Below are 25,083 nucleotides of genomic sequence, written 5' to 3'. Positions count from 1 at the left end.
CGAAACACGTACACTTTTGAGACTAGCGGGTAAGTCCCGATACTGCTACCACTTGTCCGTAACAGGGCAAGTCAGATGCCGCTTCTACTGTCATGGGTCATGCCGTTGCAGGCTCCGCTGTCTGAGCAAGCACCTGCCAAGCCTCATAGGTACTCATGAAGACGCGGCCATTCAATTGCGCCGGGAATTCAACCAACTGCAGTCGATCCATCACCGGGCCTTTCACTTCCGCCAGGTGCAGCTGGATACCTGCATCCTTGAGCCGTTGATTAATCGACTCCAGACTGTCCAGCGCCGAGGCATCAATATGGTTGATCGCCTGACAGCCAAGCACCAGATGCTGCATCTGCGGATTCTGACTGACCAGCTCCAAGACGCGATCTTCCAGGTAACGGGCATTGGGGAAGTAGAGACTCTCATCCACCCGCAACAGCAGCAGATGCGGATCGGTTTCTACCTGATGACGTTCCACATTGCGGAAATGCTCAGTCCCGCTCAACCGCCCTACCACGGCACTATGCGGGCGACTGGTGCGATACAGGTGCAGCGCCAGAGATAGCCCGACTCCTGCCAGAATACCGGCTTCCACTCCCTGCAGCAGGGTAATGACAATGGTAGCCAGCATGGCGGAAAAATCGGCTCTTGAGTAACGCCAGGTATGTTTGATCGCATGCAGATCCACCAGCGACAGCACGGCAATGATGATTGTTGCCGCCAGGGTGGCGATCGGCAGTGTCGCAAGCAGCGGGGTGAACCAGAGGATCACCACCAGAATGCCGACGGCCGTAAAGGCACCGGCGGCAGGGGTGCGTGCCCCAGCATCAAAATTCACCACCGAGCGCGAGAAACCACCCGTCACCGGCATGCCGGCACTTAAAGCCGAGCCAAGATTGGCGCAGCCCAGCCCGACCAGCTCCTGATCCGGGTCAATACGCTCACGTCGTTTGGCGGCAAGGGTTTGCCCCACCGAGACCGATTCGACAAAACCGACAATACTGATCAGCAGCGCACCAACCCAAAGCTGCTGCCAAAGCCCGGCATCAGCGGACGGCAGGGTCAGCGGCGGCAAACCCGCCGGAATATTGCCCACGACGGCTAGACCGGTTGCCGCCAGATCAAAGGCTGCCGCAATCCAGGTGGTGACGACAACCGCAAGAATGGGGGCTAGACGCCCCAACCCGCCAGCCAGCCCCTTGCTCAGCCCTAGGCGTTGCAGCAGTGGCACTAGCCAGCGGCGGGCGCCGTACAGAAACAGTAAAGTACCGGCACCGATCATCAGGGTGGTCAGGTTCAGATTCGGCAGATTGCTCACCAAATCGGCTAACAACTCGGGCAGATTGTGGCCACTGGCGGCGATGCCCAGCAGGTGTTTGAGCTGGCTGAAGGCGATGATTACGGCCGAGGCGGTAATGAACCCGGAAATCACCGGGTGACTGAGGAAGTTGGCCAGAAATCCCATTTGGAGCAGCCCCATCAGCGTCAACATCAAACCGGAGATGAAGGTCAGTAGAATCACGGTCGAAAGATATTCGGCACTGCCCGGTGCGGCAATGGCACCGGCAGCTGCTGCCGTCATCAGGGCAATGACGGCCACCGGCCCTACCGACAGGGTACGGCTGGTGCCAAAGACCGCATAGAGTATAAGCGGTGCGATACTGGCGTAGAGTCCCACCTCGGGTGGCAACCCGGCCAGCATCGCGTAGGCCAGCGACTGCGGGATCAGCATGACGGTCACGATCACCGCGGCCAGAATATCCTGATTAAAGGTTGTCAGGCGGTAGCTCGGCAACCATTCAAGAAATGGAAAATACTTTCGAATGTTCACTCAAATCCCTTGAGACCTGAGTCAGGTCATCGCTTTATGAACGTATCTTTCTGCTCATGCAGGTCGTGCCCTGCGGCATGGGCTGCCTGCAGCAGGGGGCCTATGTCACAGGTCGCCTGTTGCATCTGGTTATGAATCCAGAGGGAGACGGCCCTGCGGCCACTGCGACAGAAAGCCAGTATCGGCGTCGGTAACGTTTCGATTGCTACACCAAAGGCTTCAACCGCTTCAGGCGTGTACTCACCAGGGGTTACTGGAATTTCAACCCACTCGATACCGATCGCTTTTGCAGCCTGGCGCAATTCAGCGTCGTCAACATGGTCTTCCGCCTCGCCAGGCATGCGATTACAGATGATCGCACGGAAACCTCGTGACTTCAGTTCTGCCATGTCACTTGGGTAGATGGCATGGCAGATCGAAAAGCCAGGTTCAAGTTCCTTGATATCCATGCATGAGTTCTCTTTATTTGAACAAATTAATTGGCACTTTCAGATACACCTGACCGTTGTCTTCGGCAGGCGGCATCTCACCGGCACGCATGTTGACCTGAACCGATGGCAGGATCAGAGCCGGCATTGCCAGGGTGGCATCGCGTTCGGTACGCATGCGTACGAACTCGTCCTCGCTGATACCTTCGTGTACATGCACGTTGTGCTGACGCTGCTCGGCCACCGTGGTTTCATGGCAGTACTCTTCACGGTCAGGTGCCTTGTAGTCATGGCAGAGGAAAATCCGTGTTTCAGCGGGTAGGCTGAGTACTTTCTGAATCGAGTGATACAGAGTACGGGCATCACCACCGGGAAAGTCGCAGCGAGCGGTGCCGTAATCCGGCATGAACAGCGTATCGCCGACAAAAGCGGCATCGCCAATCACATAGGTCAAACAGGCCGGAGTATGTCCCGGCGTATGCAGAACATGGCCCTCCAGATTGCCGATGGTGAAACGATCACCCTCTGCAAACAGACGGTCGAACTGGCTGCCGTCACGGGCAAATTCGGTGCCGGCATTGAACGCCTTGCCGAAGGTGTCCTGCACCACTGTTATCATGGCGCCAATACCGGTTTTGCCGCCTAATGCCTGATGCAGGTAGGGGGCTGCCGAAAGGTGGTCGGCGTGGACGTGGGTTTCCAGGATCCACTTGACCTGCAGGTTGCTGTCCTGCACGTAGGCGATGATGGCGTCAGCCGAACGTACATCCGTGCGTCCGCTGGCGTAGTCAAAATCCAGTACCGAATCGAGAATGGCGCAGGCATTGGAAGCCGGGTCACGCACTACGTAACTGAAGGTGTTGGTCGGCTCATCAAAGAAGGCCTTTACCTGAGGTATCTGCGGTGAAGTGTGGGTGTTGCTCATGATATGTCTCCACTACCTACAATATTAGTATTATCTAATAATAAGGGAGTATTTAACGTTGTCAGCCCTGCAAGGGTTGAATTTACCTATAGGCTCAATAGTCATGTCCCTCATACCAGGAAGGGGGGCGAAGAGAATGCTGGCCAGTATGTATTGCAGGTGCTGCCAGACAGGCATGGGAAAGGCCGGAGAGGCACACCGCCAACCGAGCCATCAGGGCGGTGTGCCATCCGGTCTGCCGAAGCAGACCGGAATCAGCACCGATGGGTATCAGAGCTGTTGGGTGCTATTGTTTCGAACAATAGTGACAGCCGGAATTAAGACGGCTGTTTTGTGGTACGCAGGTACGGCAGTTTGACGTCGATTTCGCCGAACTTGGCCTTGGCTTCTTCATCGTTCAGCGACAGAGCCACGATCACGTCATCACCCACTTCCCAGTTGGCGCCGGTTGCGATCGGCACCTTGTAGGTTGCCTGCAGTGCATCCAGAGCACGTACGACTTCAGCGAAGTTACGGCCGATGGACATCGGGTAGGTCATGGACAGCTGCAGCTTCTTGTCCGGGCTGAAGATGAACACGACACGTACGCTGGCAGAATCAGCTGCGGTTCGGCCATCCGGCAGGTAGGCATCAGCCGGCAGCATGTCCAGCGCCTTGGCAACGCCCATGTCTTCGTCAGCGATGATCGGGAACTTGGCCGGTGCGCCGGCGTATTTCTCGATATCGGCTTTCCATTCAACGTGCTCGTCCACGCCATCAACGGACAGACCGATCACCTTGGTGCCGCGCTTTTCCCACTCGGCTGCCAGCTGTGCTACAGCACCGAATTCGGTGGTGCAGACCGGGGTGAAGTCCTTCGGGTGGCTGAACAGGATCGCCCAGCTGTCACCGATGAAGTCGTGCAGTTTGAAGTCGCCCAGATCGGTTTTCAGATCAAGGTTGGGTACGGTGTCATTAATGCGAAGTGCCATTTTGTTTCTCCTGTTGTCATTCATTTGGCGCTGCTGCGCCCCTACTGAGAACACAATATTATAAGCTTATAACAAAATGAAATTTAACATGGCAATGGGGGTAATAGTAGAAGTTTATTGCTCTGTCCCCACTGCACGCCGAGGCCCAGCCTCAGTTGAGTGGCCGCTTCACTGTCATGGAAGTACGGGTAGATCAGCTGCACGGTTAACCCAGAACTGCGCCACGTTGATGCTGGAGTTCAGCCCAAAAGCATAGCCCTTAGGGCATGAAGGTTCCATTAAATTAGAGGTTTTTTATTTAATGGATCAGGGCTGCATTAAAATATCGGGTTTATTATCCGCAGCGCTATTCATGTATAATCTGCGCTCAATTTTTAACCCGTCATCAGTAGTAACTAACCATGCAGACCGATAGCCTCGATAAGCAGAAGAAAACCCGCCTCAATAAGCTGCAAAAGCGGCTGCGCCGTGAAATGGGGCAGGCGATCGAAGCCTTCAACATGATTGAAGACGGCGACAAGGTGATGGTCTGTCTGTCTGGTGGCAAGGACTCCTTTGCCATGCTGGATATTCTGATGAACCTGCAGAAAAGCGCGCCGATCCGGTTTGAGCTGGTGGCGGTCAATCTGGATCAGAAGCAGCCTGGCTTCCCCGAAGAGGTACTGCCGGCCTATCTTGAGTCTCTGGGTGTGCCGTTTCATATCGTTGAACGAGATACCTACTCCATCGTCAAATCGGTGGTACCTGAAGGCAAAACCACCTGTGGTCTTTGTTCACGCTTGCGCCGCGGCACGCTGTATGGCTTTGCCGATGAGATCGGGGCCAACAAAATTGCGCTCGGTCATCACCGTGATGACATTCTGGAAACCTTCTTTCTCAACATGTTCTTCGGTGGCAAGTTGAAGTCGATGCCGCCCAAGTTGGTGTCCGATGACGGCAAGAACATGGTGATCCGCCCGCTCGCCTATGCCCGTGAAAAGGACATCATGGAATACGCCGAGTTGCGTGAATTCCCGATCATTCCGTGCAACCTGTGCGGCTCGCAGGAGAACCTGCAACGTCAGGTGATCAAGGAGATGCTGCAGGGCTGGGATAAAGCCCATCCTGGCAGGATTGAGACCATGTTTCGCTCCCTGTGCAATGTGGTGCCCTCCCATCTGGCCGATCCACAACTGTTTGATTTCAAAGGCCTGCAACTGGGCTTTCCGCACGGTATTGGCCCGGCCATGCAGACCATGGCCGGGCCACAGGGTGAAGATGATGAAGCTGCAGTCGGTGGGTCGGGTGTACAGGTGATGGAGAAGATCGATATTCTCTCGGTCTGAAAAACCGGCTTGACCTGCTGTTCCCTTTTGACCGATATTCGGGTAAACCCGAATAACAACAAAAAGGGAGTAACCGCATGACTCATTCATTACTGCAGCGTCAGGACCACGAAGGCGTGGCCACCTTGATGCTTTCCCGTCCTGACGCCTACAACAGCCTTTCCATGGAGCTGATGCAGGCGTTGCATGCTGAGCTTGATGCCATTGCTGATGACCTCACCATTCGCTGTGTGGTGATCAAGGGTTCAGGCAAAGGTTTCTGTGCTGGCCATGATCTTAAGCAAATGCTGGGTGAGGGCGAAGAAGACTACTACCGTTGTACCTTCCAGACTTGCGCCGGGCTTATGCAGCGCATCGTTAGCCTCGCTGTACCGGTGATCGCCCAAGTTCACGGCGTGGCGACGGCCGCAGGTTGTCAGCTGGTTGCCACGGCTGATCTGGCAGTGGCGGCGGATAATGCCCGTTTTGCTACCCCTGGTGTCAATATCGGCCTGTTCTGCTCCACACCGATGGTGGCGCTGAGCCGTGCCGTGCAGCCCAAGCATGCGATGGAGCTGCTGCTGACCGGCGAGTTGATCAATGCCCAACGCGCCTACGAGATCGGTCTGGTGAATCGTCTGGTGCCTGAGTCTGATCTGGATCAGGCGGTCGCTGAACTGGCCGGCAAGATTGCGTCCAAATCACGTCGCACGTTGCAGATCGGCAAGCAGGCGTTCCAGCGCCAGCGTGAGTTGCCATTGTCGGATGCCTATGCGGCCTGCAGTGAGGTGATGGTGGAAAACATGCTGACGGCAGATGCACAGGAAGGCATTGATGCGTTCATCAACAAGCGCAAACCGGAATGGACGCACCGTTGATCAGACGATAAAAAGGCGCCTGTGAGGGCGCCTTTGGGGAGAGATGATCATTTCGACAGTGACATCAATCTCTGTCGATATCTTCGGCCTCAAGCCACATCACGTTGATGATGCCGAATGCGCAGGCCAGAAGCACACCGAGAATCCAGGCGAAATACCACATGGCTGAATCTCCTTTAGTAGGATGAGTAATCGTTGTCCTGAATGTATTCCACCGAAATCTTGGCCCACAGGGAGCGGTAGCACCACAGAGTGTAGCCCAGAACGGTTGGTACGAAGATGATGGCGGCGATGGTCATCACATTCAGGGTCAGGTGACTGGAAGCAGCGTCCCACAGGGTGAGGCTGGAGTTCGGGCTCAGGCTTGATGGCATCACGAACGGGAACATGGAAACCCCCGCAGTGGCAATGATACCGGCCAATGCCAGTGCGCTGAACAGGAATGACCATCCTGTGCGCCCACGTCCTGCCATGAGGAAGACGCCAATCAGACCGGTGAAACCGGTGATGGGTGCCAGCATGCTGAGCGGGTAGAGGCTGTAGTTGCTCAGCCAGGCGCCGGCTGCGACTTCAACTTCCTTGGCCAGCGGGTTGGGCAGTGCATCCAGTGCGGGCTGGCTGATGATGCGATAACCATCGATGCCCATGCTGAGCCAGATGCCGGCCAGCGCAAAGGCCACCAGTGTCACCACGGACAGTAACTGGGCATAACGCTGGGCGCGCAGTTCTACCACGCCGTGACTGCGCAGCTGTACCCAGACGGCGCCGTGCATTGAGAGCATTGCGAGGCTCACAACACCGCAAAGCAGGCCGAAGGGGTTGAGCAAACCGAACAGGTTGCCAGAGTAGCTTGGGCGTAAAAGCTCGTCATGCTGAAAGGGCACGCCCAGCAGCAGGTTGCCAAAGGCCACACCGAAAACCAGTGAGGGAACGACACCTCCGGCAATCAGCCCCATATCCCAGGCTTTGCGCCATTTGGTATTGGTCAGTTTGGAGCGGTAGTCAAAACCGACCGGGCGGAAAAACAGTGCAAACAGCACCAGCAGCATCGCCCAGTAGAAGCCCGAGAAGGCCGCGGCATAAACCGCAGGCCAGGCAGCGAACAATGCGCCACCAGCGGTAACAAACCAGACCTGGTTGCCTTCCCAGTGTGGGCCTACCGTGTTGATTACCACACGGCGTTCGTCATCCGTCTTGCCCAAAAAAGGCAGCAGGGCACAGGCCCCCATATCGAAGCCGTCTGTAATGGCGAAGCCGACCAGCAACACGCCAACCAGCACCCACCAGATCAGTTTAAGTGTTTCATAATCGAATAGCATCGTATCTCTCCTCTTGCCTGATCAGGCCTTGGCCGGCTCGGAAGCGGATTGCTCATCCTGCTCGTGGTGGTAGCGGCCGGTTTGCAGGCTGCTGGGGCCGATGCGCGAGAATCTCACCATCAGGTAGATCTCAACAATCGCCAGCAGGGTGTACAGCACGATAAAGGCGGCCAGACTGCCCAGCAGGTCAGCTTTGGTCAGTACCGATGGTGCAACGAAGGTGGGAAGAATCTCACCGATCGCCCATGGCTGACGGCCATACTCGGCAACAAACCAGCCCATCTCGTTGGCGATCCAGGGTGCTGGAATGGAGAACAATGCCGCTTTGAGCAACCAGCGTTTGGTAAAGGCTGTGCGCTTGGCAGTGAAATAGAACGCGAGTGCAAATACCAGCAACATCCAGAAGCCACTGGCGACCATGATGCGGAAGGCCCAGAACATCGGTGCAACACTTGGGATTGTATCCCGGGCGGCTGCCTGAATCTGTTCTTCAGTGGCATCGACCACGTTTTCGGTATACCGCTTGAGCAGCAAACCGTAACCCAGATCGACTTTGACGCGATCAAATTCGGCCTCAAGCTCTTCGGTCACTTCACCATTGCGCAGTTTCTGCAGTACCTCGTAAGCGTAGATGCCGCGGCGGATACGGGCTTCATGCTCAACAATCAAGTCACGGATGCCAGTGACCTCTTCATCCAACGACCGAGTCGCGATGATACCCATCACATAAGGGATTTTGACGGCGTAGTCGGTGTTCATGGTCTCATCATTCGGCATGCCGAACAGGGTAAAGGCTGCCGGTGCCGCTTCGGTATGCCATTCAGCTTCGATTGCGGCCAGCTTGGTTTTCTGCACGTCACCCAGCTCATAACCGGACTCGTCGCCCAGCAGGATCACCGACAGAATAGAGGCCAGACCGAAAGCGGATGCGATCGCAAATGAGCGGCGTGCAAAAGCAAGGTCGCGCCCCTTAAGCAGGTAATAGGCACTGATGCCCAACACGAACATGGCTGCGGTGACATACCCTGCTGAAACGGTATGGACGAATTTCACCTGCGCCACCGGGTTGAGGAACACTTCGGCGAAGCTGGTCATCTCCATGCGCATGGTTTCGTAGTTGAACTCGGAACCGACCGGGTTCTGCATCCAGCCGTTGGCCACCAAAATCCAGAGTGCAGACAGGTTTGAGCCCAATGCGACCAGCCAGGTCACCATCAGGTGCTTGACCTTGGACAGTCGTTCCCAGCCGAAGAAGAACAGGCCGACAAAGGTTGATTCAAGGAAAAATGCCATCAAGCCTTCGATCGCCAGCGGAGCGCCAAACACATCGCCTACGTAATGCGAGTAGTAAGCCCAGTTGGTACCGAACTCGAATTCCATGGTCAGACCGGTAGTGACCCCAAGAGCAAAGTTGATGCCAAACAACTTGCCCCAGAATTTGGTCATGTCCTTGTAGATCTGCTTGCCGGTCATGACGTAAACCGACTCCATGATGGCAAGCATGAATGACAGTCCCAGCGTCAGCGGGACGAAAAGGTAGTGATACAGCGCCGTTATAGCGAACTGTAGCCGGGAAAGATCAACGATTTCCTCAGTGATCATTACCAGTCTCCTGTTGCAGGTTAAAACCGAGTGCGTAATGCGTGTGCCTGCAATAATGCAGGACCTGTGCCATATATTTCAATTTGTTTGTAAAGGGTAACATTTTTGCATAAATCAGTATTCATCAAGTATAGATTACAATAGTGACTGGAGTTTTACGCTGATCTTGGCGTTGGTGGAAGTGACAAAGTGTCGCGGAGCGTCAATAATGTCAGTCGTTGGTGGCGTGGCTGACATTTGTGGCGGTAGGGCTTTAGGTGAAATGTGGAGGTAGCCGATGCAACAAACCGGGCCGTTTGATCCTGCGACAATGCTGGAAGCAATACCCGAACCGGCAGCATTGCTGTCGACTGAATACAGAGTCATGGCAACCAATCAGTCTTACCGTGCCCTTTATGCGGGTGAACGGGAGGTGATTGGCCGCACCTGCTATGAGGTGTCACACGGTTATTCGGTGCCCTGTGACCAGGCGGGGGAGTCCTGCCCGTTGAAGGAATGCCGTCAGAGTGGTCAGCGTCAACGTGTATTGCATCTGCACAACACGCCCTATGGTGACGAGCATGTGGATGTGGAAATGATGCCGCTGACCGATGCGCGCGGGCGTCTGACCGGGTTTCTGGAAGTGATGCACCAGGTACGCGAAGCGCGGGCGCAGGTCAGTGATCAGGAAGGGCTGGTTGGGCGTGCGCCTGCCTTTACTCGCATGTTGTCATTGATCCATCGCGCGGCGCCCAGTGAAATCACTGTGCTGTTGCTGGGCGAGTCCGGTACCGGAAAGGAGTTGGTTGCGCGTGCCTTGCATGAGAGCAGCCCGCGTGCGCGTGCGCCATTCGTAACAGTGGAGTGCTCCGGCCTGAGTGAAGGGTTGTTTGAAAGTGAGTTGTTCGGTCATGAGCGGGGGGCGTTTACCGGTGCAGTCAGTCGCAAGAAGGGGCTGGTGGAAGCGGCCCGAGGTGGCACGTTGTTTCTGGATGAGATTGGCGAAATTCCGCTCAGTCTGCAAGTCAAGCTGTTGCGTTTGATCGAAACCGGCAGCTTTCGGCCCGTGGGCAGTGTTGAGCCACAACATGCCGATTTCCGGCTGGTCTGTGCGACTCACCGTGATTTGCGTCAGCAGGTGAGAGAAGGGCTGTTCCGTCAGGATCTTTACTATCGGATTTCAGCGTTTCCGGTACCCTTGCCGGCGTTGCATGAGCGTATAGAAGATCTGCCATTGCTGACGGCGTCGCTGCTGCAACGTCTGCCGGGCGGAGTGGGGGTGACGCTGGCTGCGCAAACGCTCGACCTGCTGCAGCACTATGCCTTTCCGGGGAATATCCGTGAGCTGCGTAACATTCTGGAGCGCGGGATTCTGCTGGCCGATGATGGTGTTATTCAGCCGGAGCACTTGCCACAGGAATGCCTGGAGATACAACCGCTGCCGCAGCAGGATCTGGATGCGTTGCCGCTGATGCCACTGGATCAACTTGAAAACCGCTATCTGGAGCAAGTCAGTGCCCGCTTCAGCGGTGAACGTCGGGAACTGGCACGGCGCCTGGGAGTCAGTGAGCGTACCCTGTATCGCAAGCTGCAGCGTTTGCAATTGGGCCATGAAACGGATTCAGGCAATGCTGATGCCGGCGGCTAGATCGGATAAGATAACTACACATTTTACGGTGACCCGAGGCTAATGTGCGCATCATCAAATTAACTCCCTTGCTGTTGAGTGCCCTGCTTTTGGGGTGTAATGCCACCAATCAGACGCGGCCGGAAAGCGCCTCTGACGAAGCCCCACAAACTCAGCAGGTGCGTGATGGTGCAAGGGCAGAAGCCTCTGGCGGTCAATCTGCCAGCGAAGATCGCTCACGTCCCGAACAGCAGCCACCTGCTGCACCAACGATTTCGAGCCAGTCCCAGTTTGATCAACTCAGTGGTCGCCTTACGCTCATTCAGGAGCAGATGCTGCAACTGCGCTCCGATAATCAGCGGCTGCAGGAGCAAAACCAGATGGTGCTCAATCGCTTGCAGCTGATCAGCAGCAGTACTGCAGCTACAAGTGAAGTGGATGTTGAATCTGAAGCCTCGGGAACAGCTGCCAATGGTAGTGAACAGCTGGATATGGCGATCGGGCAGCTGATGCAGGTGTTGAATTCGCTCGACAATACCGGTTCCTCGGATGGTGAATATGCACTCGGCACGACCTATACACGCAACGGCGACTGGATTCTGCTGCGTTACCACCGACTGAACGGTTCGACCTGGCTTGCGGACAGAGGTGAATGGCGTCCGCTGCAGGAGCAGCAAGCGCCATCGCAAGGGGACTATAAAGTGCTGCTGCACCGAGCGGACCAGGATCGCAAAGGGTATGTGGCGGTCAGGATTGATCGTAACACCGGCAGTACCTGGTGGCTCAACGATACCCGCTGGCAGGAGTACATCAGTGACTGAACCGGATTACCAGCCGCTGATTCGGCTGTTCAACCGCCTTTTTCTTCTCAGCTACAATACTGAACTGGTAGCGGGTGACGATGAGCCGATCTATCTGCCGGCCGATCAGGTTCATCCGCATCATCGCATCATCTTTGCGCATGGCTTTTATGCCAGTGCGCTGCACGAAATTGCACACTGGTGCGTGGCGGGTCCCGAGCGTCGTCTGCTGGAAGATTTTGGTTACTGGTACAAGCCGGATGGACGCACTGCGGATGAACAGGCCGAGTTCGAGCGTGTTGAAGTGCGTCCACAGGCCTACGAGTGGATCTTCAATATGTCCGCCGGACGCAAGTTTCACTTCAGTGCCGATAATCTCAGTGCCGGTATCGGTGCCAGCGATGGCTTCAGGCAGTCGGTACTGGCTGAGGTGCAGATGATACTGCAGCGGGGGTTGCCGCCGCGGGTCAGAACGCTGGTGGAGGGACTGCAGCAGGAATATGGCACTGAACCCCTTCAGCCGGAACAGTTCTGCCTCGAACATGACGAGTGTGAATATGCGTAACCTGATGATTCAGGCAACCGACTGGGCCAGTTGCCTGCCGGATGCGTCATGTGAACTGCCAAATCAGGAGCGGTTGCTGACGCTTGAGTGTGCCCGCTCTGACCAGTTTTACTACCAGCGCCTGGCGCTGAGTCGTGGGGCTGAGGTGTTCTGGTATCTTTATGCCTGGAATGAAGACGCCAGCTGGGTGCTGGGTGTATTTGATACCGCTGGGCAGGCAGACTTTTTTCTGGCTCTGCACACTGACAATCCGCTGAAAGTGCCTGCACTGGAGCTGGCTCGGTCAGGCCCGCCCGTAACGGTGGACGGCGGGAAGCTGACTTATGCGGATTATGCCGGTGTTTACCGGGTAGGCTTCAAGTCGTATCGGGTTGAGACGGACAAGCTGGATCCCGAACTGCGCAGCATGCACTATGTGGAAGGTTACAACAGTCAATTTTTGGGTGTGGCAAGCGAGAAGGAAGCCTGCCTGGCAATTTACAGCCATTTCGATGCACGCTTGCGCGGCTGCAAGATGTGCTGAACCGAAGCCTGCCGGCTCCGGTCCATTCCGGGCTCAGTGGCTACCGTGTTTTTGCTGTTGCATCTGCATGCCGGCCGGCATCGCCATTTGTACAGGAACTTCAACCTGCTGTTGGCTGCCATCTGCATATTCAAGGCTGAGGTCGATCTGACTGCCGGCCTGCAGCGGTTGCTTCAAGCCGATCAGCATTACATGCAGTCCACCGGGTTGCAGTACAGTAGTTTCTCCGGCGGGCAGTTCAATCTTCTCGATTTTGCGCATGCGCATTACACCTTCGTCATTGGTGTGCGTGTGCAGTTCAACCACGTCTGCCACGGATGACTTGGCTGCGACCAGCGCGGTTGTCTCGCCCTTGTTGACCAGTTGCATGAATGCGGCGCTGTTAGGCTGGCCCGGTGGTGTGGCGCGGGCAACAGGTTGTTCAACGCTGATATCGGCGGCAAAGGCCATGGAGCTGCTCAGGCAAAGGGCGGTCAGCAGAGTCGACAATCGAGTCATGATGTTATCCTTGTTCGGCGAGAAGTTGTTTAAGGTGCAGCGTTAGTTCATCCGGGGTGCTGTTGTGCAGCAGTGTGTCCACCAGCTGTCCTTCGCGATTGATCAGGTAAAGCCTTGATGAGTGATCCACTGCATATCCCAACGCAGAATCACGCATCTCTACGCGTCGATAGAAAGCGCCATATTGTTTCACCACCCTGTCGATTTCACTCTTGTTGCCGGTAACACCGATCAAGCGTGGTGAGAAGAAAGCGGTGTATTGTGCCAGCTTTTCGGGGGTGTCTCGCTCCGGGTCAACACTGATGAAAATGCCCTGTACCTGTTCGCGCTGAGTGTCATCCAGGTTGCGAAGTGCCTGGGTCAGCACGGCCAGCGCAGTGGGGCATACATCCGGGCAGGAGGCGTAGCCGATATATACAACGGCAACCTGCCCCCTGAAGTCGGACAGGGATACCGGCCCCGTGGCAGAAGTCAGGGTGAAATCGCCGCCAAGGCGGGTATCGCCCTGTGCAATGCGTGTCTCGACTGGCTGTGGTCGCAATACGAACGCGAGCGTAAGCCCCGCCAGTAGAAAGGCGGTCAGTAACAGCAATATCTTGAGTGTTTTCAGCTGTGTATTCATCGGGCATTGAACTCGAACCGGGCCTGTTTCTGCCCGGTGGCCGTTTCAAGCATCAGCAGAAGGTACCAGCGCATCTCGCCGGTGGTACAGATGGCGAGCTCGCTGCGTCCGCGCCATAGGTTGCTTTTACCGGGTTCAGCTTTGAGGTTGAAACGGTTCTGTCCCATATACATATCTACCCCCTGCAGCTCTGCATTAACTTGGGTAATATCCCGTTCACCCTGTACCTTCAGAAACAGCTCGAACGGCAGTAATGACCGCAGAGGTCTCGGTGTTGCTTCAAGCTGCATCAATACCCCGTCCAGTTCAAACTGGCACGGCCCCTGTTGCAGGTCACAGTCCACTGTTTGGGCATGCGTCCCACTGCTGAGGCTTTCTTGGATCAAGCGTGCACCCAGCCAGAAGCTGGCCAGCAGGCCGATCATCAACAGTGCCATCAGCAGTGGCTTCAGCCAGTCCATGGCAGTATCGGTGCGCGTATTCATTCGGGCTCCAGTTTAGGTGAGCAGTGGTAAGCCGTGAAGGTGACAAATTGTCGCACCTGATGGCCTGACAGGTCGAGACAATCTGGTCAGATGGCGCAGGATTGGTTATCGTGTCAGGCCCGACAGACTTTGTAACAACCAGATCAGGAAAGCCTCCCAATGAGTGCCAGCAGCACAGAACAAAAAACAGTACAGGCTGTAAACCCGCAACACCTGTATGCCCTTATGGACCAGTTGCCGGAGCTGATTCTGGTCCTGAGTCTGGATGGAACCTGCAGCTGGTGTAATCTTGCGTTTGCGCGTCTCACCGGCAAATCTCGTGAAGTGCTGCTGGGCAAGGCCTACCCGTTGCCTGTCTTGCGTGAACTGATGGTGACGGACGAGCGCAAGGATCTGGAGCGCTGGCTGGAGGTGCCTGATTCCAGCCCACGTCTGATTCGATTCGAGGTGACCCCCGGAGTTGGCGATGACGAGGCGATCGATTCGGTTCTGATTACTGGGCGTGACATGACACCGTTGTACCGCCTGCAACATCCGCTGGCACCTTTGAGTGAGGACAACTTGCCGCCGGCAGCAGACATGAAGGTGCGGGCACGCCTGGAGCACTCCCTGCAGCGCGCCCAGCGAGCTCAGGAGTATGTTGTGTTTCTGTCGCTGCAACTCAGCGGGCAGCAGCCGGAGCAAGCGGAGGGGTGCTACAACAACAGTCTTAGGCGGATGTCGCAAGTGCTGCAGGAGCAGATTCGCAAGGGTGATACGCTGGCGCGGCTGGACTCAGGCGCCTGGTTGGTGGTGCTGGAACAGATCGACTGCCCGGAAGCCATTGAGCGGGTGATCAACAAGCTGGCGGCGGCGCTGGAACAGATGCAGCAAGCGGATCTGCCGGGGCTTTGCATCAATATCGGCGTGGCGGTGAGCCCGGATGATGGTCTGACAGCGGATGAGCTGATCGACCGGTCAGAGCAGGCGCTGCACCGGTCGATCATGCTTGAAGAGCGGGTGTATTACTTCTAAAGGGGCGTTACAGCCCCAGTTTCTGTGCTACGTAGTCCGCGTCTTTGTCGCCACGGCCTGACAGGTTAACCAGAATGCACTGTTCCGGGCTTAGCTCTGGGGCCTTGCGCATCGCCCAGGCAACGGCATGTGAGCTTTCCAGTGCAGGAATGATCCCCTCCACACGGGACAGGGTCATGAAAGCATCCAGGCATTCGTCATCGGTGGCGGTTTCATACTGCACCCGACCCAAGTCTTTCAGGTAGCTGTGCTGCGGGCCGACCCCTGGGTAGTCCAGGCCTGAGGCGATGGAGTGTACCGGCATCGGTGTGCCATCTTCCTGCTCCAGCACATAGCAGCGCATACCATGGATTTCACTGGGCTTGCCCAGAGTCATGGTGGCGGAGTGCTTGTCGGTATCCAGGCCAAAGCCAGCGGGTTCTACACCGACCAGGTTGACGTTTTCGTCTTCCAGGAATGCCGTGAACATGCCGATGGCGTTGGAACCACCGCCGACGCACGCCGTGACATAATCGGGCAAACGGCCTTCACGTTGCTGGAACTGTTCACGCGCTTCCTTGCCGATGATGCTCTGGAAATCGCGCACCATTTTCGGGAAGGGGTGAGGGCCTACCACTGAACCGATGGCATAAATGAAGTTGTCAGGGTCTTTCAGGTACTCTTCAAAGGCGCTGTCGACAGCGTCTTTCAAGGTGGCAGTGCCGCGCGTCACAGGAATCAGTGTGCAGCCAAGAATTTTCATCTTGACCACGTTGGGATGTTCCTTTTCGATATCGACCTGACCCATGTGAATTTCGCAGGGGATGCCTACCAGTGCACAGGCGGTTGCCAGTGCAACACCGTGTTGGCCGGCACCGGTTTCGGCGATTACCTTGGTCTTGCCCATGTATTTGGCCAGCAGGGCTTCCCCCAGGCAGTGATTGATCTTGTGAGCACCGGTGTGGTTGAGGTCTTCGCGCTTGAGGAAGATGCGTGCTCCACCCAGTTTCTCGCTCAGGCGGCGGGCATAGAATACGGGGCTTGGACGTCCGACATAGTCGGTGAACAGATCGGCCAGTTCCTGCTGAAATTCGGGCTGGTGGCGGATCTCTTCATAGGCATGGTCAATCTCATCCATCACCTGCTTCAGCTCGGGCGGAATCAGCTGGCCACCGTATTCACCGAAGTAGCCGTTGGCGTCGGGCATCTGGGAAAACTCGAATCTGCTCATACTCTCTCCATGCGCTGAGGCATCTGGCTGCCATCAATCAGTCATATTGGTGCGGTCAGAGACTATAAAACGCAGGCGTGAGGGTGCCAAGGCTGAAGTGATAAAAACTCAACTGAAATCAAAGCCCAGTTGTTCTTCATGGGCGGCTGTACGGCGATAGCCTCGTTGACGTTGTTCGCGGCTGATCTGGCGCAGTAACTGCAGCGCTGCCTGATAGGAGGGGGTCAGGGTCTGGTGATAGCACTTCGGCGTTAACCGGTTGCCCTCGCATTGGGTCACGACCCAATCGCCAGCCAGATCACGGTAGATCCGGACAACAAGAAAATCATGATTTTTCTGCCAGCGCACAACCAAGGAAGCGTTACCGTTCAATGACCCGAAGGGGGGATAGTCTTATAATGGGGCGCGTGATTGAGCCTGATTCACTGGCATTTGTAAAGCCCCCGGCCTGATAAGGATAGGAACTTGAAGACAGCTGAACTGACAATTGTGACCGATGAGAACATGCCTGCGCTCGATTCCCTGTTTGGCGGCCTGGGCCGTCTTGTACGCCGCCCCGGCCGGGAGCTGTGTCGTGATGACCTGGTGGCTGCGGATATACTGTTGGTGCGTTCGGTGACGCAGGTGAATGAGGCGCTCCTCGCCGATACGCCGGTGCGCTTTGTGGGCACGGCCACCATCGGCACGGATCATGTTGATCTGCCCTGGCTTGAGCGGCAGGGTATTGGCTTCAGCAGTGCGCCGGGCTCCAACGCCGACTCGGTGGTGGAATATGTGCTCAGCAGTCTGTTGCATCTGGCCGGTGAGCGGGGATTCGATCTGTTTGACAAGGTGGTCGGCATTGTAGGGGTCGGTAATGTGGGTGGCCGGCTGCAGCAGCGGCTACAAACCATGGGTATCGAAGTGCTGTTGTGTGACCCGCCGAGGGTTGATCAGGAAGGGGAAGCGGGGTTTGTTGATCTTGCCACGCTGTTGCAACAGGCTGATATCGTCTCTCTGCATACACCACTGGTCAGGTCAGGGCCCTGGCCAAGCTGGCATCTGTTTAACGCTGAAACACTGGCGTTGCTGAAACCGGATGCGATTCTGCTCAATACCGGCCGTGGGTCGGTGATCGATAACCGAGCGTTGCTGGCGTTCAAGCGGCAGCGTCCTGACGTGACGCTTGTACTGGATGTGTGGGAACATGAACCTGAAGTTGATCCGCAGCTGGCGGCACTCTGTGCCGTAGCGACGCCGCATATTGCCGGCTATGCGCTGGATGGAAAGATACGGGGCAGCTGGATGCTCTATCGTGCGCTGTGTGAGTATCTTGGTCGGCCTGCGACTATTAAGCTGGAGAAGATATTGCCCGCCGCCGAGGTGGAATTCCTGGCGCTGTCACTGGATGCCGACCTGCTGACACCGGTGCGGCTGGTGTATGATCCCTTCCGGGATGATCGAGCCCTGCGCGCTACGTTGTCCCTGTCACCTGGACAGCAAGGTAAGGCATTCGATCAGCTGCGGCGCATGTATCCCGAACGCAGAGAATTCGCTACCCTGCGCGTTTCTGCCAGTGGGGTGCTTGAGCGTCAGCTGGACGCATTGGGTTTCACCATCGATAACAGCTTGGGACAACTGCAACAGACGACAGGTAACGCATGACCGATATGTCCGCCTTCTTGCCAGGCAAAACACTGAAAACGCTGGCTGAACTGAATCCGGTGATCGGTGAAAAGGTACGTTTGGAAGTGCGCTCACCGCGTCAGCGCTTTACGGTTCAGCTGATTGGCCTGAAGGAAAATCAAAGCCTGTTGGTGACGGGTCCGAAGCCGTCCGGCTCGGGGCTGGTACATGCAGGAACCCGTTTTACCGCTCGGCTGATGAGTGGCAATTATCTGTGTACCTTCGAAACCCGCCTGTTGCATATCCAGTCGCAACCGTTTCACTACTGGCATCTGGCCTACCCGCAGCAGGTCGAATTGAAAAAGGTGCGCCAGCACACCCGTGTAGCAATGAATCTGACTGTCAGGATTGAAGCGGATGAGTTTGCGCTGCCCGGCTCAAGCCCGGCCATTACGGCCTGCTGCCGTGACCTAAGTCTGTCAGGTGCACGTATTGATGCTGCCCGTATTCTCGGTCAGCCCGGTGACTCGCTCTATGTTACCGCACGAGTCAGTGTGGCCGGTATGGATCATATGCTGTTACTGCCGGCGCGTATCTGCAACCAGTATCAGTCTGCCGCTGGACTGCTCAATGCCTTCAGTCATGGTATTGAGTTCATCGACCTTGAGGAGGAGACACGTCTGATTCTGGCGGGCTTTATTTACCAGCAGCAGTTACTGGATACCGGCTACCTGGAGGAGATGGAAAGATGAGCTTCAGGCTGGGATTGATCATTAACCCGTTGGCCGGTTTGGGTGGCAGTGTGGCGCTCAAGGGGAGTGATGATGTTGCTGCACGTGCGCTTGAGCTGGGAGCGGTCCCGCGTGCCATTGAGCGTACGCGTGTCGCGCTGATGGCTGTCCAGGGCATGGAGATTGAAATACTGACCTGGGACGGTGATATGGGGGCTGATCTGGCGCGTGAGCTGGGCTTTGTCACCCGGGTTATCGGTAAGCCACAGACCGATCCCAGCACCGCTGATGATACCTTGGCTGCGGCGCGAGCCCTGAAACGGTCAGGTGCTGATCTTATCCTGTTTGCAGGAGGTGATGGGACTGCGCGTAATGTCTGCGAAGCGGTGGAAGATACAATTCCGGTACTGGGTGTTCCGGCGGGAGTCAAGATTCACTCCGGTGTCTACGCGATTACACCTGCCGCCGCAGGAGAGTTGTTGGCCATGCTGGTGCGTGGTGAGCTGGTCAGCCTGGGTGGGCAGGAGGTGCGTGATCTTGATGAAGATGCCTTTCGTGCCGGGCGAGTACAGGCTCGCTTTTTTGGCGAAATGAACGTTCCGGTCGAGCACCGCTATCTGCAGCATGTTAAAAACGGCGGTGGTCAGGAAGATGAGCAGCTGGTGCTTGATGATATTGCCGCCGGCTTTATCGAGCAGATGGACGCGGACGTGAACTATCTGATCGGTTCCGGTACCACCGTGGCGGCCATCATGGATGCGCTTGGGATTGAGAATACCTTGCTGGGTGTCGACCTTGTGCGCAACGGCGAATTGATTGCGTCTGACTGTACTGCCCACGAGCTGGAGCGCTTAACGGCAGATCAATCAGTGCAGATCGTCATCACTCTGATAGGAGGGCAGGGGCACATCATCGGCCGTGGCAATCAGCAGCTTAGCCCTGAATTGCTCAGGCGTGCTGGTCGGGGCGGTCTCTATGTGGTGGCGACCAAAACCAAGCTGAATGCACTTGATGGGCGGCCGCTGATCGTTGATAGTGGTGATCCTGAGTTGGATGCTTCGCTGGCAGGGCTGATTCAGGTGCATACAGGCTATCGCGATGCTGTGCTTTACCCCGCTGCGAAACCGGTAAATCAGTAGTCATACGGACAACTTTCCCTGAAGCTGAAAAGGCGCCTGTCGAGGCGCCTTTTCGGTTTTGTCTCTAGCGGCCGATCTGCTTCAGGTGAGCAATACGATCATCCAGCGGGGGGTGGCTGGCGAACAGGGCCATGAATCCCTGCTTCATGTGGCTGCTGATGCCAAAGGCGGTCAGCTGACCCTCCAGCTGATCAGGCATGCCGTACTCGGCTTTCAGACGCTGCAGTGCACCGATCATGGCATGGGGGCTGGCCAGCTGTGCGCCGGCTTCATCGGCACGGTATTCGCGGCGGCGAGAGAACCAGGCCACGATGGTGGAAGCAATAATGCCGAATATGATTTCGAACACGAATGTGGTGATGTAGAAGCCGATTCCAACTCCGCCACTCTGCTCGCCGCGGCGCAGGAAAGAGTCCACGGCATAACCGGCAATACGAGCAAAAAACATGACGAAGGTATTCACGACGCCTTGAATCAGGGCCAATGTCACCATGTCACCATTCGCAACATGGCCGATTTCGTGAGCCAGTACGGCGCGGATCTCTTCCGGGCGAAAGCGCTGCATCAGGCCTGCACTCACCGCAACCAGCGCATCATTTTTGTTCCAGCCGGTTGCAAAGGCGTTGGCCTGCTGTGCCGGGAAGACGCCGACATCCGGCATCTTGATGCCCGCTTTCTGTGACAGCTCTGCAACGGTATCCAACAGCCAGCGCTCCTGTTCGGTGCGGGGTTGCTCGATCAGCTGGGTGCGGGTGGACATCTTAGCCATCATTTTTGACAGCAGCAGTGAGATGATGGAGCCGGCAAAGCCGAACACGGCACAAAAGATCAGCAGTGAAGTCAGGTTAAGGCCTGTTCCACTGAGGTAGTGTTCAACCCCGAGCAGGTTCAGCGTGACGCTGGCAACCAGAATGACAGCCAGGTTCGTGGCCAGAAAGAGTGCAATTCTCATCATGGTGGTTAAATGTTCCTGAAGTTGGGTTAGCCCATTAGATGGGGGTGTTGTGCGTTAGTTTCAATCAGTGTGCTGTGCTGGACAAGAAAATTTTGCTTCCGCTTTGTCCCCCGAATCGTCACATAAATTGGTATCATGAGCTCCCGTTTGGAAGTTAAGCAGTTGGGAGCAGTGCGTGATCTGTATCGACCTTGAAGCCAGTGGTCTTGCCTCGGACTCCTATCCGATCGAGATTGCATGGGCCTGTGCCGAAACAGGTCGCAATGACAGTTTTCTGATTAACCCGGAATCTGTACCCGGCTGGACCTATTGGGATGAGTTTGCCGAAGAGCTGCATGGAATTGAGCCTGAGTTGCTTCAGCAGGAAGGCATCGATGCGGACGAAGCCTGTCGGCGCCTGAATAAGGCACTTAAGGGTGAGGAAGTAATCAGTGATGCGTTTGATTATGATGGTTTCTGGTTGCGTCGGTTATATCAAGCAGTTGGCATGCAGCCTTCGTTTCGGCTGGTAGGGCTTGATGCCGTGCTCAGTGGCGAGCAGCACATCCAGTATCAGTTCATCGCCCGTACCCAGTTTCGCAGGCATCGGGCGATGCGTGATGTGGAGGATCTGATCAGCGCCATTCGCACGGTGCTGTATGAGTCCCCCTAGCGCTCAGGGGTTGGCGACCTGCTGGTCGATCACGCCGCGAAGCTCTTCATAGGTATCCACGTTCTCGGGCGAGAAGTAAAGCTTGTAGTACTGTCGCTCCACCAGGCGGCCCTTGTTGCCGTTGATGGTTTCCTTGTAGGTCGCGTATAGATAGGTCATTTGCAGATGGATGACCCGTGTCTGCAATGGCAGCTCAATGTCGTGGCCTTCCAGATCCTGACGTACCTTGCGATCCTTGATGGTGTAGAAAGATGCTTCCGCAACCTGACTCAGGTTGAGCAGAAAGTTTGAGGTAACCGGAACCAGACGGCCTTTCTCAAGACCGTTGTGTTCCATCTGAATACCGCAGTTTTTCTTGATCTTGATAAACATGATGACTCTCTGTCATGGGTGGGTCTGTCTTGAGTATATGTCATTCAGGTGACATTTTGCTGACAACCCGAGCGGGTTGTCAGCGGAGGTGCATCACTGCTCGTAGGTACGCAGGAAGCTGCCGATGCGTTCGATGGCGTCGGTGAGTAGGTCCTTGGAGGGCAGGAATACAAGCCTGAAGTGTTGAGTGTCAGGGTAATTAAAGCCGCTGCCCTGTACGATCAGCACCTTCTGCTGCTGCAGCAAATCAAGCGCAAACTTCTCGTCGTTGCGAATCGGGTAGCGTGCAGGGTCCAGTTTCGGGAACAGGTACATGGCGCCTTTCGGTTTGACACAGGATACGCCGGGTATGTCGTTCAGCATCTCCCAGGCCAGGGTGCGTTGCTCGTAGAGGCGCCCGCCAGGCACGATCAGTTCATTGATGCTTTGATAACCGCCCAGTGCCGTCTGGATGGCATGCTGCGAAGGCACGTTTGCACACAGGCGCATGTTGGACAGCATCTCAAAGCCTTCGATCAGATCGCGGGCGCGGTGTTTCGGGCCGCTGATGATCATCCAGCCGGACCGGAAGCCGGCCGCACGATAGGTTTTGGAGAGGCCGTTGAAGGTGATGCACAGCACGTCATCAGCCAGTGAAGCCAGTGAGGTGTGTTGCTCGCCATCGTAGAGGATCTTGTCGTAGATCTCGTCGGCAAACACGATCAGCTTGTGTTCGCGGGCCAGCTCCAGAATCTCCAGCAGCAGCGATTCCGGGTAGAGTGCTCCGGTGGGATTGTTCGGGTTGATGACGACAATGCCACGGGTGTAGGGGGTGATCTTGCTGCGAATGTCGTCGATGTCCGGGTACCAGTCCTGCTGCTCGTCACAGATGTAATGTACCGGGTTGCCACCGGCCAGGCTCACCGCCGCTGTCCAGAGCGGGTAGTCCGGAGCCGGAATCAGCATTTCGTCGTTATCGTTCAACAGTCCCTGCATCGACATGACGATCAGCTCGGATACGCCATTGCCGATGTAGATGTCATCAATGCCCACATTGCGGATATTTTTGCGCTGACACTCCTGCATCACCGCCTTGCGCGCTGAAAACAGGCCCTTGGAGTCGCAATAGCCCTGCGAGGCGGGCAGGTTGAGGATTACATCCTGCACGATCTCTTCCGGTGCTTCGAACCCCCAGGGGGCCGGGTTGCCGATATTAAGCTTGAGGATGCGGTGACCTTCCTCTTCGAGGCGCTTGGCCTCCTGCAGGACGGGGCCGCGAATATCGTAGCAGACGTTGATCAGCTTATTCGATTTGCGAATGACGGACATCTTCTCGTTCCTGAGCTCCAGGCGCGACGGGCGGGCGTATGCATCTGGCCGAGCGTGGCACTGACTGGACAGCAAATTTAAAGTGACCAATCATACGCGCTCGGTACTGGTCGTGACAATGGCGCCCCGGTCCCGCTTGAGCAACAAACTGATCTGTTTTCAGACCTGATTTGAACAGGAGGTGGTGTCCATGAAGAACTGGTCGGAACTGTGTGAGCAGGCACTTAATTTACATCCGGAACGAAGACTTGATGAAATACTTGGACCGTTGCCTTTGGACTCAATGACTCTGGCTGCGCTGAATGATGACAGGGTGTTTTCCGTAATGACCCGGCGCATCTTTCGCGCCGGCCTTAAGCACTCGCTGGTTGATGCCAAATGGCCGGCATTCGAGCAGGCCTTTTTCGGCTTTAACCCGGAAGCGGTAGAGGAAATGAGTGACGAGGCGCTGGAGCAGTTGATGCACAACCCTCAGCTGATTCGTCATTTTGGCAAGATCAAGGCGACCCGCGCCAATGCAGTGCTGATGACCGACCTGGCGCGTGAGTATGGCAGTGTCGCTGGGATGATCGCTCAGTGGCCGGAAGACAACATCATTGGCCTGTGGCAACTGTTCAAAAAGCGCGGCAAACAGCTGGGCGGCAATTCAGGTGCTTACTTTCTGCGCATGCTGGGCAAGGATACGTTCATTTTAACCGATGATGTAATCGTGGCGTTGAAGGCGCAGGGCGTGGTGGACAAAAAGCCTACCGCCCAACGTGACTTGGAACAGGTGCAGGAGGCTTTCAATCAGTTGCGAGAGCAGTCAGGTCGTCCTCTGTGCCAGATTAGTCGCTTGCTGGCACACAGCATAGGCTGATCAGCTCTCCACGTCTGGCAGTTTCAAAGGCGTCAGCTGATCGAGGAAGTCGGCCAGACTGTCGGAGATTCGCTCCAGCGGTGCCTTGCCGGCTCGTTCCAGCCAGATGCTGCCATCCGTGTTGTCGACGCTGAAAAAACGATCGGTGTCCGGCTCCAGTGTGGCAAAAAACAGGGTGAGCGGGCGCTTCTGCTTCTGTTTGCTCAGGGCATGGCCGATCAGGTTGCCGCGCAGCCGCTCGAAATCCTCCCGGTTCCAGATCTGGAGCAGGCTGATTTCTCGCCCGTCGGGCAGCTGGGTCGGAATATGATCCGACCAGTAGCGGCTGTAGAAAGTGATAACGGAGGAGTGTATCGGTTGTTCAAACGCGTTGCTCAGTCCCTCAAACAGGTCTGTTCCGTCAGTATTGAGCACAGGGCGCCATAGTACCCGTACGCCGGTGGCGGCTTCCTGCTGGTAACAGGGGCTGGGCCAGTCGGGGTCGTATGGAGTGAGTGGCCAGCTATCGGGCTGGTGCAGATCAGTCAGGCGCTGCATGAATGCGTCCAACGCTCTTGCGGTATGATTATCGGCAACTGAAGTCATGGCTGTGCTTTCGATTGGTTTCTGATTTGGTCACACTCTGTCTTATGCCCGTCAGCGCTGCAAGCCGTCTGATCGCCTCGTTGAAACTCTATGCAGGTGGGTGGGCGGAAAATAAAAAAATCTCTGATAAACGATTGACAACGCAGGCGAACTCCTTAAAATGCGCACCTCATTCACGGGGTGAGTTTAAACGCACCGGTTTGTGAATGAAGTAAGTGGAGCGGTAGTTCAGTTGGTTAGAATACCTGCCTGTCACGCAGGGGGTCGCGGGTTCGAGTCCCGTCCGTTCCGCCAACCTCTTC

The 25,083-nt window shown here is 56.1% G+C and carries 28 protein-coding genes and 1 tRNA gene; 13 read left to right on the top strand and 16 right to left on the bottom strand.

What is annotated here, in order from left to right:
- Nucleotides 1-97: 97 nt before the first annotated feature.
- The 4 genes from BLV48_RS10120 to BLV48_RS10105 form a co-directional block, all read right to left on the bottom strand.
- A complete protein-coding gene (locus BLV48_RS10120) occupies nt 98-1,825 on the bottom strand; it encodes a SulP family inorganic anion transporter (protein ID WP_091826575.1) in 1,728 nt (575 codons plus the stop codon).
- 26 nt (nt 1,826-1,851) lie between these two features.
- Complete coding sequence (locus tag BLV48_RS10115) at nt 1,852-2,274, bottom strand: protein tyrosine phosphatase family protein (RefSeq protein ID WP_091826573.1); 423 nt, start codon at nt 2,272-2,274, stop codon at nt 1,852-1,854.
- Nucleotides 2,275-2,287: 13 nt separating this feature from the next.
- The gene (locus BLV48_RS10110) at nt 2,288-3,178 is read right to left on the bottom strand and encodes an MBL fold metallo-hydrolase (RefSeq protein ID WP_091826572.1); all 891 of its coding nucleotides are present in this window, start codon (nt 3,176-3,178) and stop codon (nt 2,288-2,290) included.
- A 317-nt stretch (nt 3,179-3,495) separates the two neighbouring features.
- Nucleotides 3,496-4,149 (bottom strand): peroxiredoxin, encoded by a 654-nt coding sequence (locus BLV48_RS10105; RefSeq protein ID WP_091826570.1) that lies wholly within the window; start codon nt 4,147-4,149, stop codon nt 3,496-3,498.
- Between the two features lie 401 nt (nt 4,150-4,550).
- On the opposite strand from BLV48_RS10105, the gene ttcA reads away from it, so the two are divergent.
- Both ttcA and BLV48_RS10095 read left to right on the top strand, forming a co-directional pair.
- Nucleotides 4,551-5,474, top strand: coding sequence for a tRNA 2-thiocytidine(32) synthetase TtcA (ttcA, locus tag BLV48_RS10100; protein ID WP_091826569.1), 924 nt, complete (start codon nt 4,551-4,553; stop codon nt 5,472-5,474).
- Nucleotides 5,475-5,551: 77 nt separating this feature from the next.
- Nucleotides 5,552-6,331 carry an enoyl-CoA hydratase gene (locus tag BLV48_RS10095; RefSeq protein ID WP_091826567.1) on the top strand — a complete coding sequence of 260 codons (780 nt, stop codon included), beginning with the start codon at nt 5,552-5,554 and terminating at the stop codon, nt 6,329-6,331.
- A gap of 64 nt (nt 6,332-6,395) precedes the next feature.
- Here BLV48_RS10095 and cydX read toward each other — a convergent pair whose 3' ends face one another.
- The 3 genes from cydX to BLV48_RS10080 are packed head-to-tail and all read right to left on the bottom strand — an operon-like array spanning nt 6,396 to nt 9,252.
- Complete coding sequence (cydX, locus tag BLV48_RS10090) at nt 6,396-6,494, bottom strand: cytochrome bd-I oxidase subunit CydX (protein WP_091826565.1); 99 nt, start codon at nt 6,492-6,494, stop codon at nt 6,396-6,398.
- Between the two features lie 13 nt (nt 6,495-6,507).
- Nucleotides 6,508-7,650: a cytochrome d ubiquinol oxidase subunit II gene (gene cydB, locus BLV48_RS10085; protein ID WP_091826563.1), complete on the bottom strand. Its 1,143-nt coding sequence runs from the start codon at nt 7,648-7,650 to the stop codon at nt 6,508-6,510.
- 21 nt (nt 7,651-7,671) lie between these two features.
- Nucleotides 7,672-9,252 (bottom strand): cytochrome ubiquinol oxidase subunit I, encoded by a 1,581-nt coding sequence (locus tag BLV48_RS10080; RefSeq protein ID WP_091826561.1) that lies wholly within the window; start codon nt 9,250-9,252, stop codon nt 7,672-7,674.
- A 277-nt stretch (nt 9,253-9,529) separates the two neighbouring features.
- Between BLV48_RS10080 and BLV48_RS10075 the strand changes: the two genes are divergently transcribed.
- Genes BLV48_RS10075 through BLV48_RS10060 form a run of 4 tightly spaced genes read left to right on the top strand, consistent with a single transcriptional unit; the run spans nt 9,530 to nt 12,746 of the window.
- Entirely contained in the window at nt 9,530-10,879 is a 1,350-nt protein-coding gene (locus BLV48_RS10075) for a sigma-54 interaction domain-containing protein (protein ID WP_254775015.1), read from the top strand.
- A 44-nt stretch (nt 10,880-10,923) separates the two neighbouring features.
- Entirely contained in the window at nt 10,924-11,679 is a 756-nt protein-coding gene (locus BLV48_RS10070) for a hypothetical protein (protein WP_091826559.1), read from the top strand.
- Nucleotides 11,672-12,223, top strand: coding sequence for an elongation factor P hydroxylase (locus BLV48_RS10065; protein WP_254775014.1), 552 nt, complete (start codon nt 11,672-11,674; stop codon nt 12,221-12,223). Before BLV48_RS10070 ends, BLV48_RS10065 begins: the two co-directional genes overlap by 8 nt.
- On the top strand, nt 12,216-12,746 hold the full coding sequence (locus BLV48_RS10060; protein ID WP_091826556.1) for a hypothetical protein: 531 nt from the start codon (nt 12,216-12,218) through the stop codon (nt 12,744-12,746). Before BLV48_RS10065 ends, BLV48_RS10060 begins: the two co-directional genes overlap by 8 nt.
- Nucleotides 12,747-12,779: 33 nt before the next feature.
- On the opposite strand, the gene BLV48_RS10055 is transcribed toward BLV48_RS10060, so the two are convergent.
- The 3 genes from BLV48_RS10055 to BLV48_RS10045 are packed head-to-tail and all read right to left on the bottom strand — an operon-like array spanning nt 12,780 to nt 14,351.
- Nucleotides 12,780-13,244 carry a copper chaperone PCu(A)C gene (locus BLV48_RS10055; protein WP_091826554.1) on the bottom strand — a complete coding sequence of 155 codons (465 nt, stop codon included), beginning with the start codon at nt 13,242-13,244 and terminating at the stop codon, nt 12,780-12,782.
- 4 nt (nt 13,245-13,248) lie between these two features.
- Nucleotides 13,249-13,866 (bottom strand): SCO family protein, encoded by a 618-nt coding sequence (locus BLV48_RS10050; protein WP_091826553.1) that lies wholly within the window; start codon nt 13,864-13,866, stop codon nt 13,249-13,251.
- Nucleotides 13,863-14,351, bottom strand: coding sequence for a hypothetical protein (locus tag BLV48_RS10045; RefSeq protein ID WP_091826551.1), 489 nt, complete (start codon nt 14,349-14,351; stop codon nt 13,863-13,865). Before BLV48_RS10045 ends, BLV48_RS10050 begins: the two co-directional genes overlap by 4 nt.
- A gap of 159 nt (nt 14,352-14,510) precedes the next feature.
- On the opposite strand from BLV48_RS10045, the gene BLV48_RS10040 reads away from it, so the two are divergent.
- On the top strand, nt 14,511-15,365 hold the full coding sequence (locus tag BLV48_RS10040; protein WP_091826550.1) for a diguanylate cyclase domain-containing protein: 855 nt from the start codon (nt 14,511-14,513) through the stop codon (nt 15,363-15,365).
- A 7-nt stretch (nt 15,366-15,372) separates the two neighbouring features.
- On the opposite strand, the gene trpB is transcribed toward BLV48_RS10040, so the two are convergent.
- Nucleotides 15,373-16,575, bottom strand: coding sequence for a tryptophan synthase subunit beta (trpB, locus tag BLV48_RS10035; protein ID WP_091826548.1), 1,203 nt, complete (start codon nt 16,573-16,575; stop codon nt 15,373-15,375).
- A 108-nt stretch (nt 16,576-16,683) separates the two neighbouring features.
- On the bottom strand, nt 16,684-16,854 hold the full coding sequence (locus BLV48_RS10030) for a hypothetical protein (RefSeq protein ID WP_254775013.1): 171 nt from the start codon (nt 16,852-16,854) through the stop codon (nt 16,684-16,686).
- Between the two features lie 186 nt (nt 16,855-17,040).
- Here BLV48_RS10030 and pdxB point away from each other — a divergent pair, with 186 nt between their 5' ends.
- The 3 genes from pdxB to BLV48_RS10015 are packed head-to-tail and all read left to right on the top strand — an operon-like array spanning nt 17,041 to nt 20,050.
- Nucleotides 17,041-18,219 carry a 4-phosphoerythronate dehydrogenase PdxB gene (pdxB, locus tag BLV48_RS10025; protein WP_217632987.1) on the top strand — a complete coding sequence of 393 codons (1,179 nt, stop codon included), beginning with the start codon at nt 17,041-17,043 and terminating at the stop codon, nt 18,217-18,219.
- Complete coding sequence (locus tag BLV48_RS10020) at nt 18,216-18,932, top strand: flagellar brake protein (RefSeq protein ID WP_254775012.1); 717 nt, start codon at nt 18,216-18,218, stop codon at nt 18,930-18,932. Before pdxB ends, BLV48_RS10020 begins: the two co-directional genes overlap by 4 nt.
- A complete protein-coding gene (locus BLV48_RS10015) occupies nt 18,929-20,050 on the top strand; it encodes an ATP-NAD kinase family protein (RefSeq protein WP_091826545.1) in 1,122 nt (373 codons plus the stop codon). Before BLV48_RS10020 ends, BLV48_RS10015 begins: the two co-directional genes overlap by 4 nt.
- Before the next feature lie 64 nt (nt 20,051-20,114).
- Here the strand turns inward: BLV48_RS10015 and htpX are convergent, their stop codons facing one another.
- Nucleotides 20,115-21,005, bottom strand: a complete 891-nt coding sequence (gene htpX, locus BLV48_RS10010; RefSeq protein WP_091826543.1) for a protease HtpX — start codon at nt 21,003-21,005, stop codon at nt 20,115-20,117.
- A 175-nt stretch (nt 21,006-21,180) separates the two neighbouring features.
- On the opposite strand from htpX, the gene BLV48_RS10005 reads away from it, so the two are divergent.
- Nucleotides 21,181-21,657 (top strand): 3'-5' exonuclease family protein, encoded by a 477-nt coding sequence (locus BLV48_RS10005; protein ID WP_091826541.1) that lies wholly within the window; start codon nt 21,181-21,183, stop codon nt 21,655-21,657.
- A gap of 3 nt (nt 21,658-21,660) precedes the next feature.
- On the opposite strand, the gene BLV48_RS10000 is transcribed toward BLV48_RS10005, so the two are convergent.
- Together BLV48_RS10000 and BLV48_RS09995 are read right to left on the bottom strand one after the other, a co-directional pair.
- Nucleotides 21,661-22,029, bottom strand: coding sequence for a hypothetical protein (locus tag BLV48_RS10000; protein ID WP_091826540.1), 369 nt, complete (start codon nt 22,027-22,029; stop codon nt 21,661-21,663).
- A 93-nt stretch (nt 22,030-22,122) separates the two neighbouring features.
- On the bottom strand, nt 22,123-23,337 hold the full coding sequence (locus tag BLV48_RS09995) for a pyridoxal phosphate-dependent aminotransferase (RefSeq protein ID WP_091826538.1): 1,215 nt from the start codon (nt 23,335-23,337) through the stop codon (nt 22,123-22,125).
- 190 nt (nt 23,338-23,527) lie between these two features.
- Between BLV48_RS09995 and BLV48_RS09990 the strand changes: the two genes are divergently transcribed.
- Nucleotides 23,528-24,196, top strand: a complete 669-nt coding sequence (locus BLV48_RS09990) for a DNA-3-methyladenine glycosylase I (RefSeq protein WP_091826536.1) — start codon at nt 23,528-23,530, stop codon at nt 24,194-24,196.
- On the opposite strand, the gene syd is transcribed toward BLV48_RS09990, so the two are convergent.
- Nucleotides 24,197-24,781, bottom strand: coding sequence for a SecY-interacting protein (gene syd, locus BLV48_RS09985; RefSeq protein ID WP_091826534.1), 585 nt, complete (start codon nt 24,779-24,781; stop codon nt 24,197-24,199). It lies immediately after the preceding gene.
- 217 nt (nt 24,782-24,998) lie between these two features.
- Here syd and BLV48_RS09980 point away from each other — a divergent pair.
- A tRNA-Asp gene (locus BLV48_RS09980) sits at nt 24,999-25,075 on the top strand.
- Nucleotides 25,076-25,083 lie beyond the last annotated feature (8 nt).

This window comes from Marinobacterium iners DSM 11526, assembly GCF_900107855.1.
GTDB classification, from domain to species: domain Bacteria; phylum Pseudomonadota; class Gammaproteobacteria; order Pseudomonadales; family Balneatricaceae; genus Marinobacterium; species Marinobacterium iners.
This window is presented reverse-complemented; position numbering and strand designations above follow the sequence as displayed.

Excerpts from the sequence above, each read along its gene's own strand:
- htpX (WP_091826543.1), bottom strand. The coding sequence starts at position 21,005 with ATGATGAGAATTGCACTCTTTCTGGCCACGAACCTGGCTGTCATTCTG.
- BLV48_RS10095 (WP_091826567.1), top strand. The coding sequence starts at position 5,552 with ATGACTCATTCATTACTGCAGCGTCAGGACCACGAAGGCGTGGCCACC.
- BLV48_RS10055 (WP_091826554.1), bottom strand. The coding sequence starts at position 13,244 with ATGACTCGATTGTCGACTCTGCTGACCGCCCTTTGCCTGAGCAGCTCC.
- cydX (WP_091826565.1), bottom strand. The coding sequence starts at position 6,494 with ATGTGGTATTTCGCCTGGATTCTCGGTGTGCTTCTGGCCTGCGCATTC.
- BLV48_RS10045 (WP_091826551.1), bottom strand. The coding sequence starts at position 14,351 with ATGAATACGCGCACCGATACTGCCATGGACTGGCTGAAGCCACTGCTG.
- ttcA (WP_091826569.1), top strand. The coding sequence starts at position 4,551 with ATGCAGACCGATAGCCTCGATAAGCAGAAGAAAACCCGCCTCAATAAG.
- trpB (WP_091826548.1), bottom strand. The coding sequence starts at position 16,575 with ATGAGCAGATTCGAGTTTTCCCAGATGCCCGACGCCAACGGCTACTTC.
- BLV48_RS10050 (WP_091826553.1), bottom strand. The coding sequence starts at position 13,866 with ATGAATACACAGCTGAAAACACTCAAGATATTGCTGTTACTGACCGCC.
- BLV48_RS10015 (WP_091826545.1), top strand. The coding sequence starts at position 18,929 with ATGAGCTTCAGGCTGGGATTGATCATTAACCCGTTGGCCGGTTTGGGT.
- BLV48_RS09995 (WP_091826538.1), bottom strand. The coding sequence starts at position 23,337 with ATGTCCGTCATTCGCAAATCGAATAAGCTGATCAACGTCTGCTACGAT.
- BLV48_RS10110 (WP_091826572.1), bottom strand. The coding sequence starts at position 3,178 with ATGAGCAACACCCACACTTCACCGCAGATACCTCAGGTAAAGGCCTTC.
- BLV48_RS10040 (WP_091826550.1), top strand. The coding sequence starts at position 14,511 with ATGAGTGCCAGCAGCACAGAACAAAAAACAGTACAGGCTGTAAACCCG.
- BLV48_RS10115 (WP_091826573.1), bottom strand. The coding sequence starts at position 2,274 with ATGGATATCAAGGAACTTGAACCTGGCTTTTCGATCTGCCATGCCATC.
- BLV48_RS10020 (WP_254775012.1), top strand. The coding sequence starts at position 18,216 with ATGACCGATATGTCCGCCTTCTTGCCAGGCAAAACACTGAAAACGCTG.
- syd (WP_091826534.1), bottom strand. The coding sequence starts at position 24,781 with ATGACTTCAGTTGCCGATAATCATACCGCAAGAGCGTTGGACGCATTC.
- BLV48_RS10105 (WP_091826570.1), bottom strand. The coding sequence starts at position 4,149 with ATGGCACTTCGCATTAATGACACCGTACCCAACCTTGATCTGAAAACC.
- cydB (WP_091826563.1), bottom strand. The coding sequence starts at position 7,650 with ATGCTATTCGATTATGAAACACTTAAACTGATCTGGTGGGTGCTGGTT.
- BLV48_RS10080 (WP_091826561.1), bottom strand. The coding sequence starts at position 9,252 with ATGATCACTGAGGAAATCGTTGATCTTTCCCGGCTACAGTTCGCTATA.
- BLV48_RS10060 (WP_091826556.1), top strand. The coding sequence starts at position 12,216 with ATGCGTAACCTGATGATTCAGGCAACCGACTGGGCCAGTTGCCTGCCG.
- BLV48_RS10000 (WP_091826540.1), bottom strand. The coding sequence starts at position 22,029 with ATGTTTATCAAGATCAAGAAAAACTGCGGTATTCAGATGGAACACAAC.
- BLV48_RS09990 (WP_091826536.1), top strand. The coding sequence starts at position 23,528 with ATGAAGAACTGGTCGGAACTGTGTGAGCAGGCACTTAATTTACATCCG.
- BLV48_RS10075 (WP_254775015.1), top strand. The coding sequence starts at position 9,530 with ATGCAACAAACCGGGCCGTTTGATCCTGCGACAATGCTGGAAGCAATA.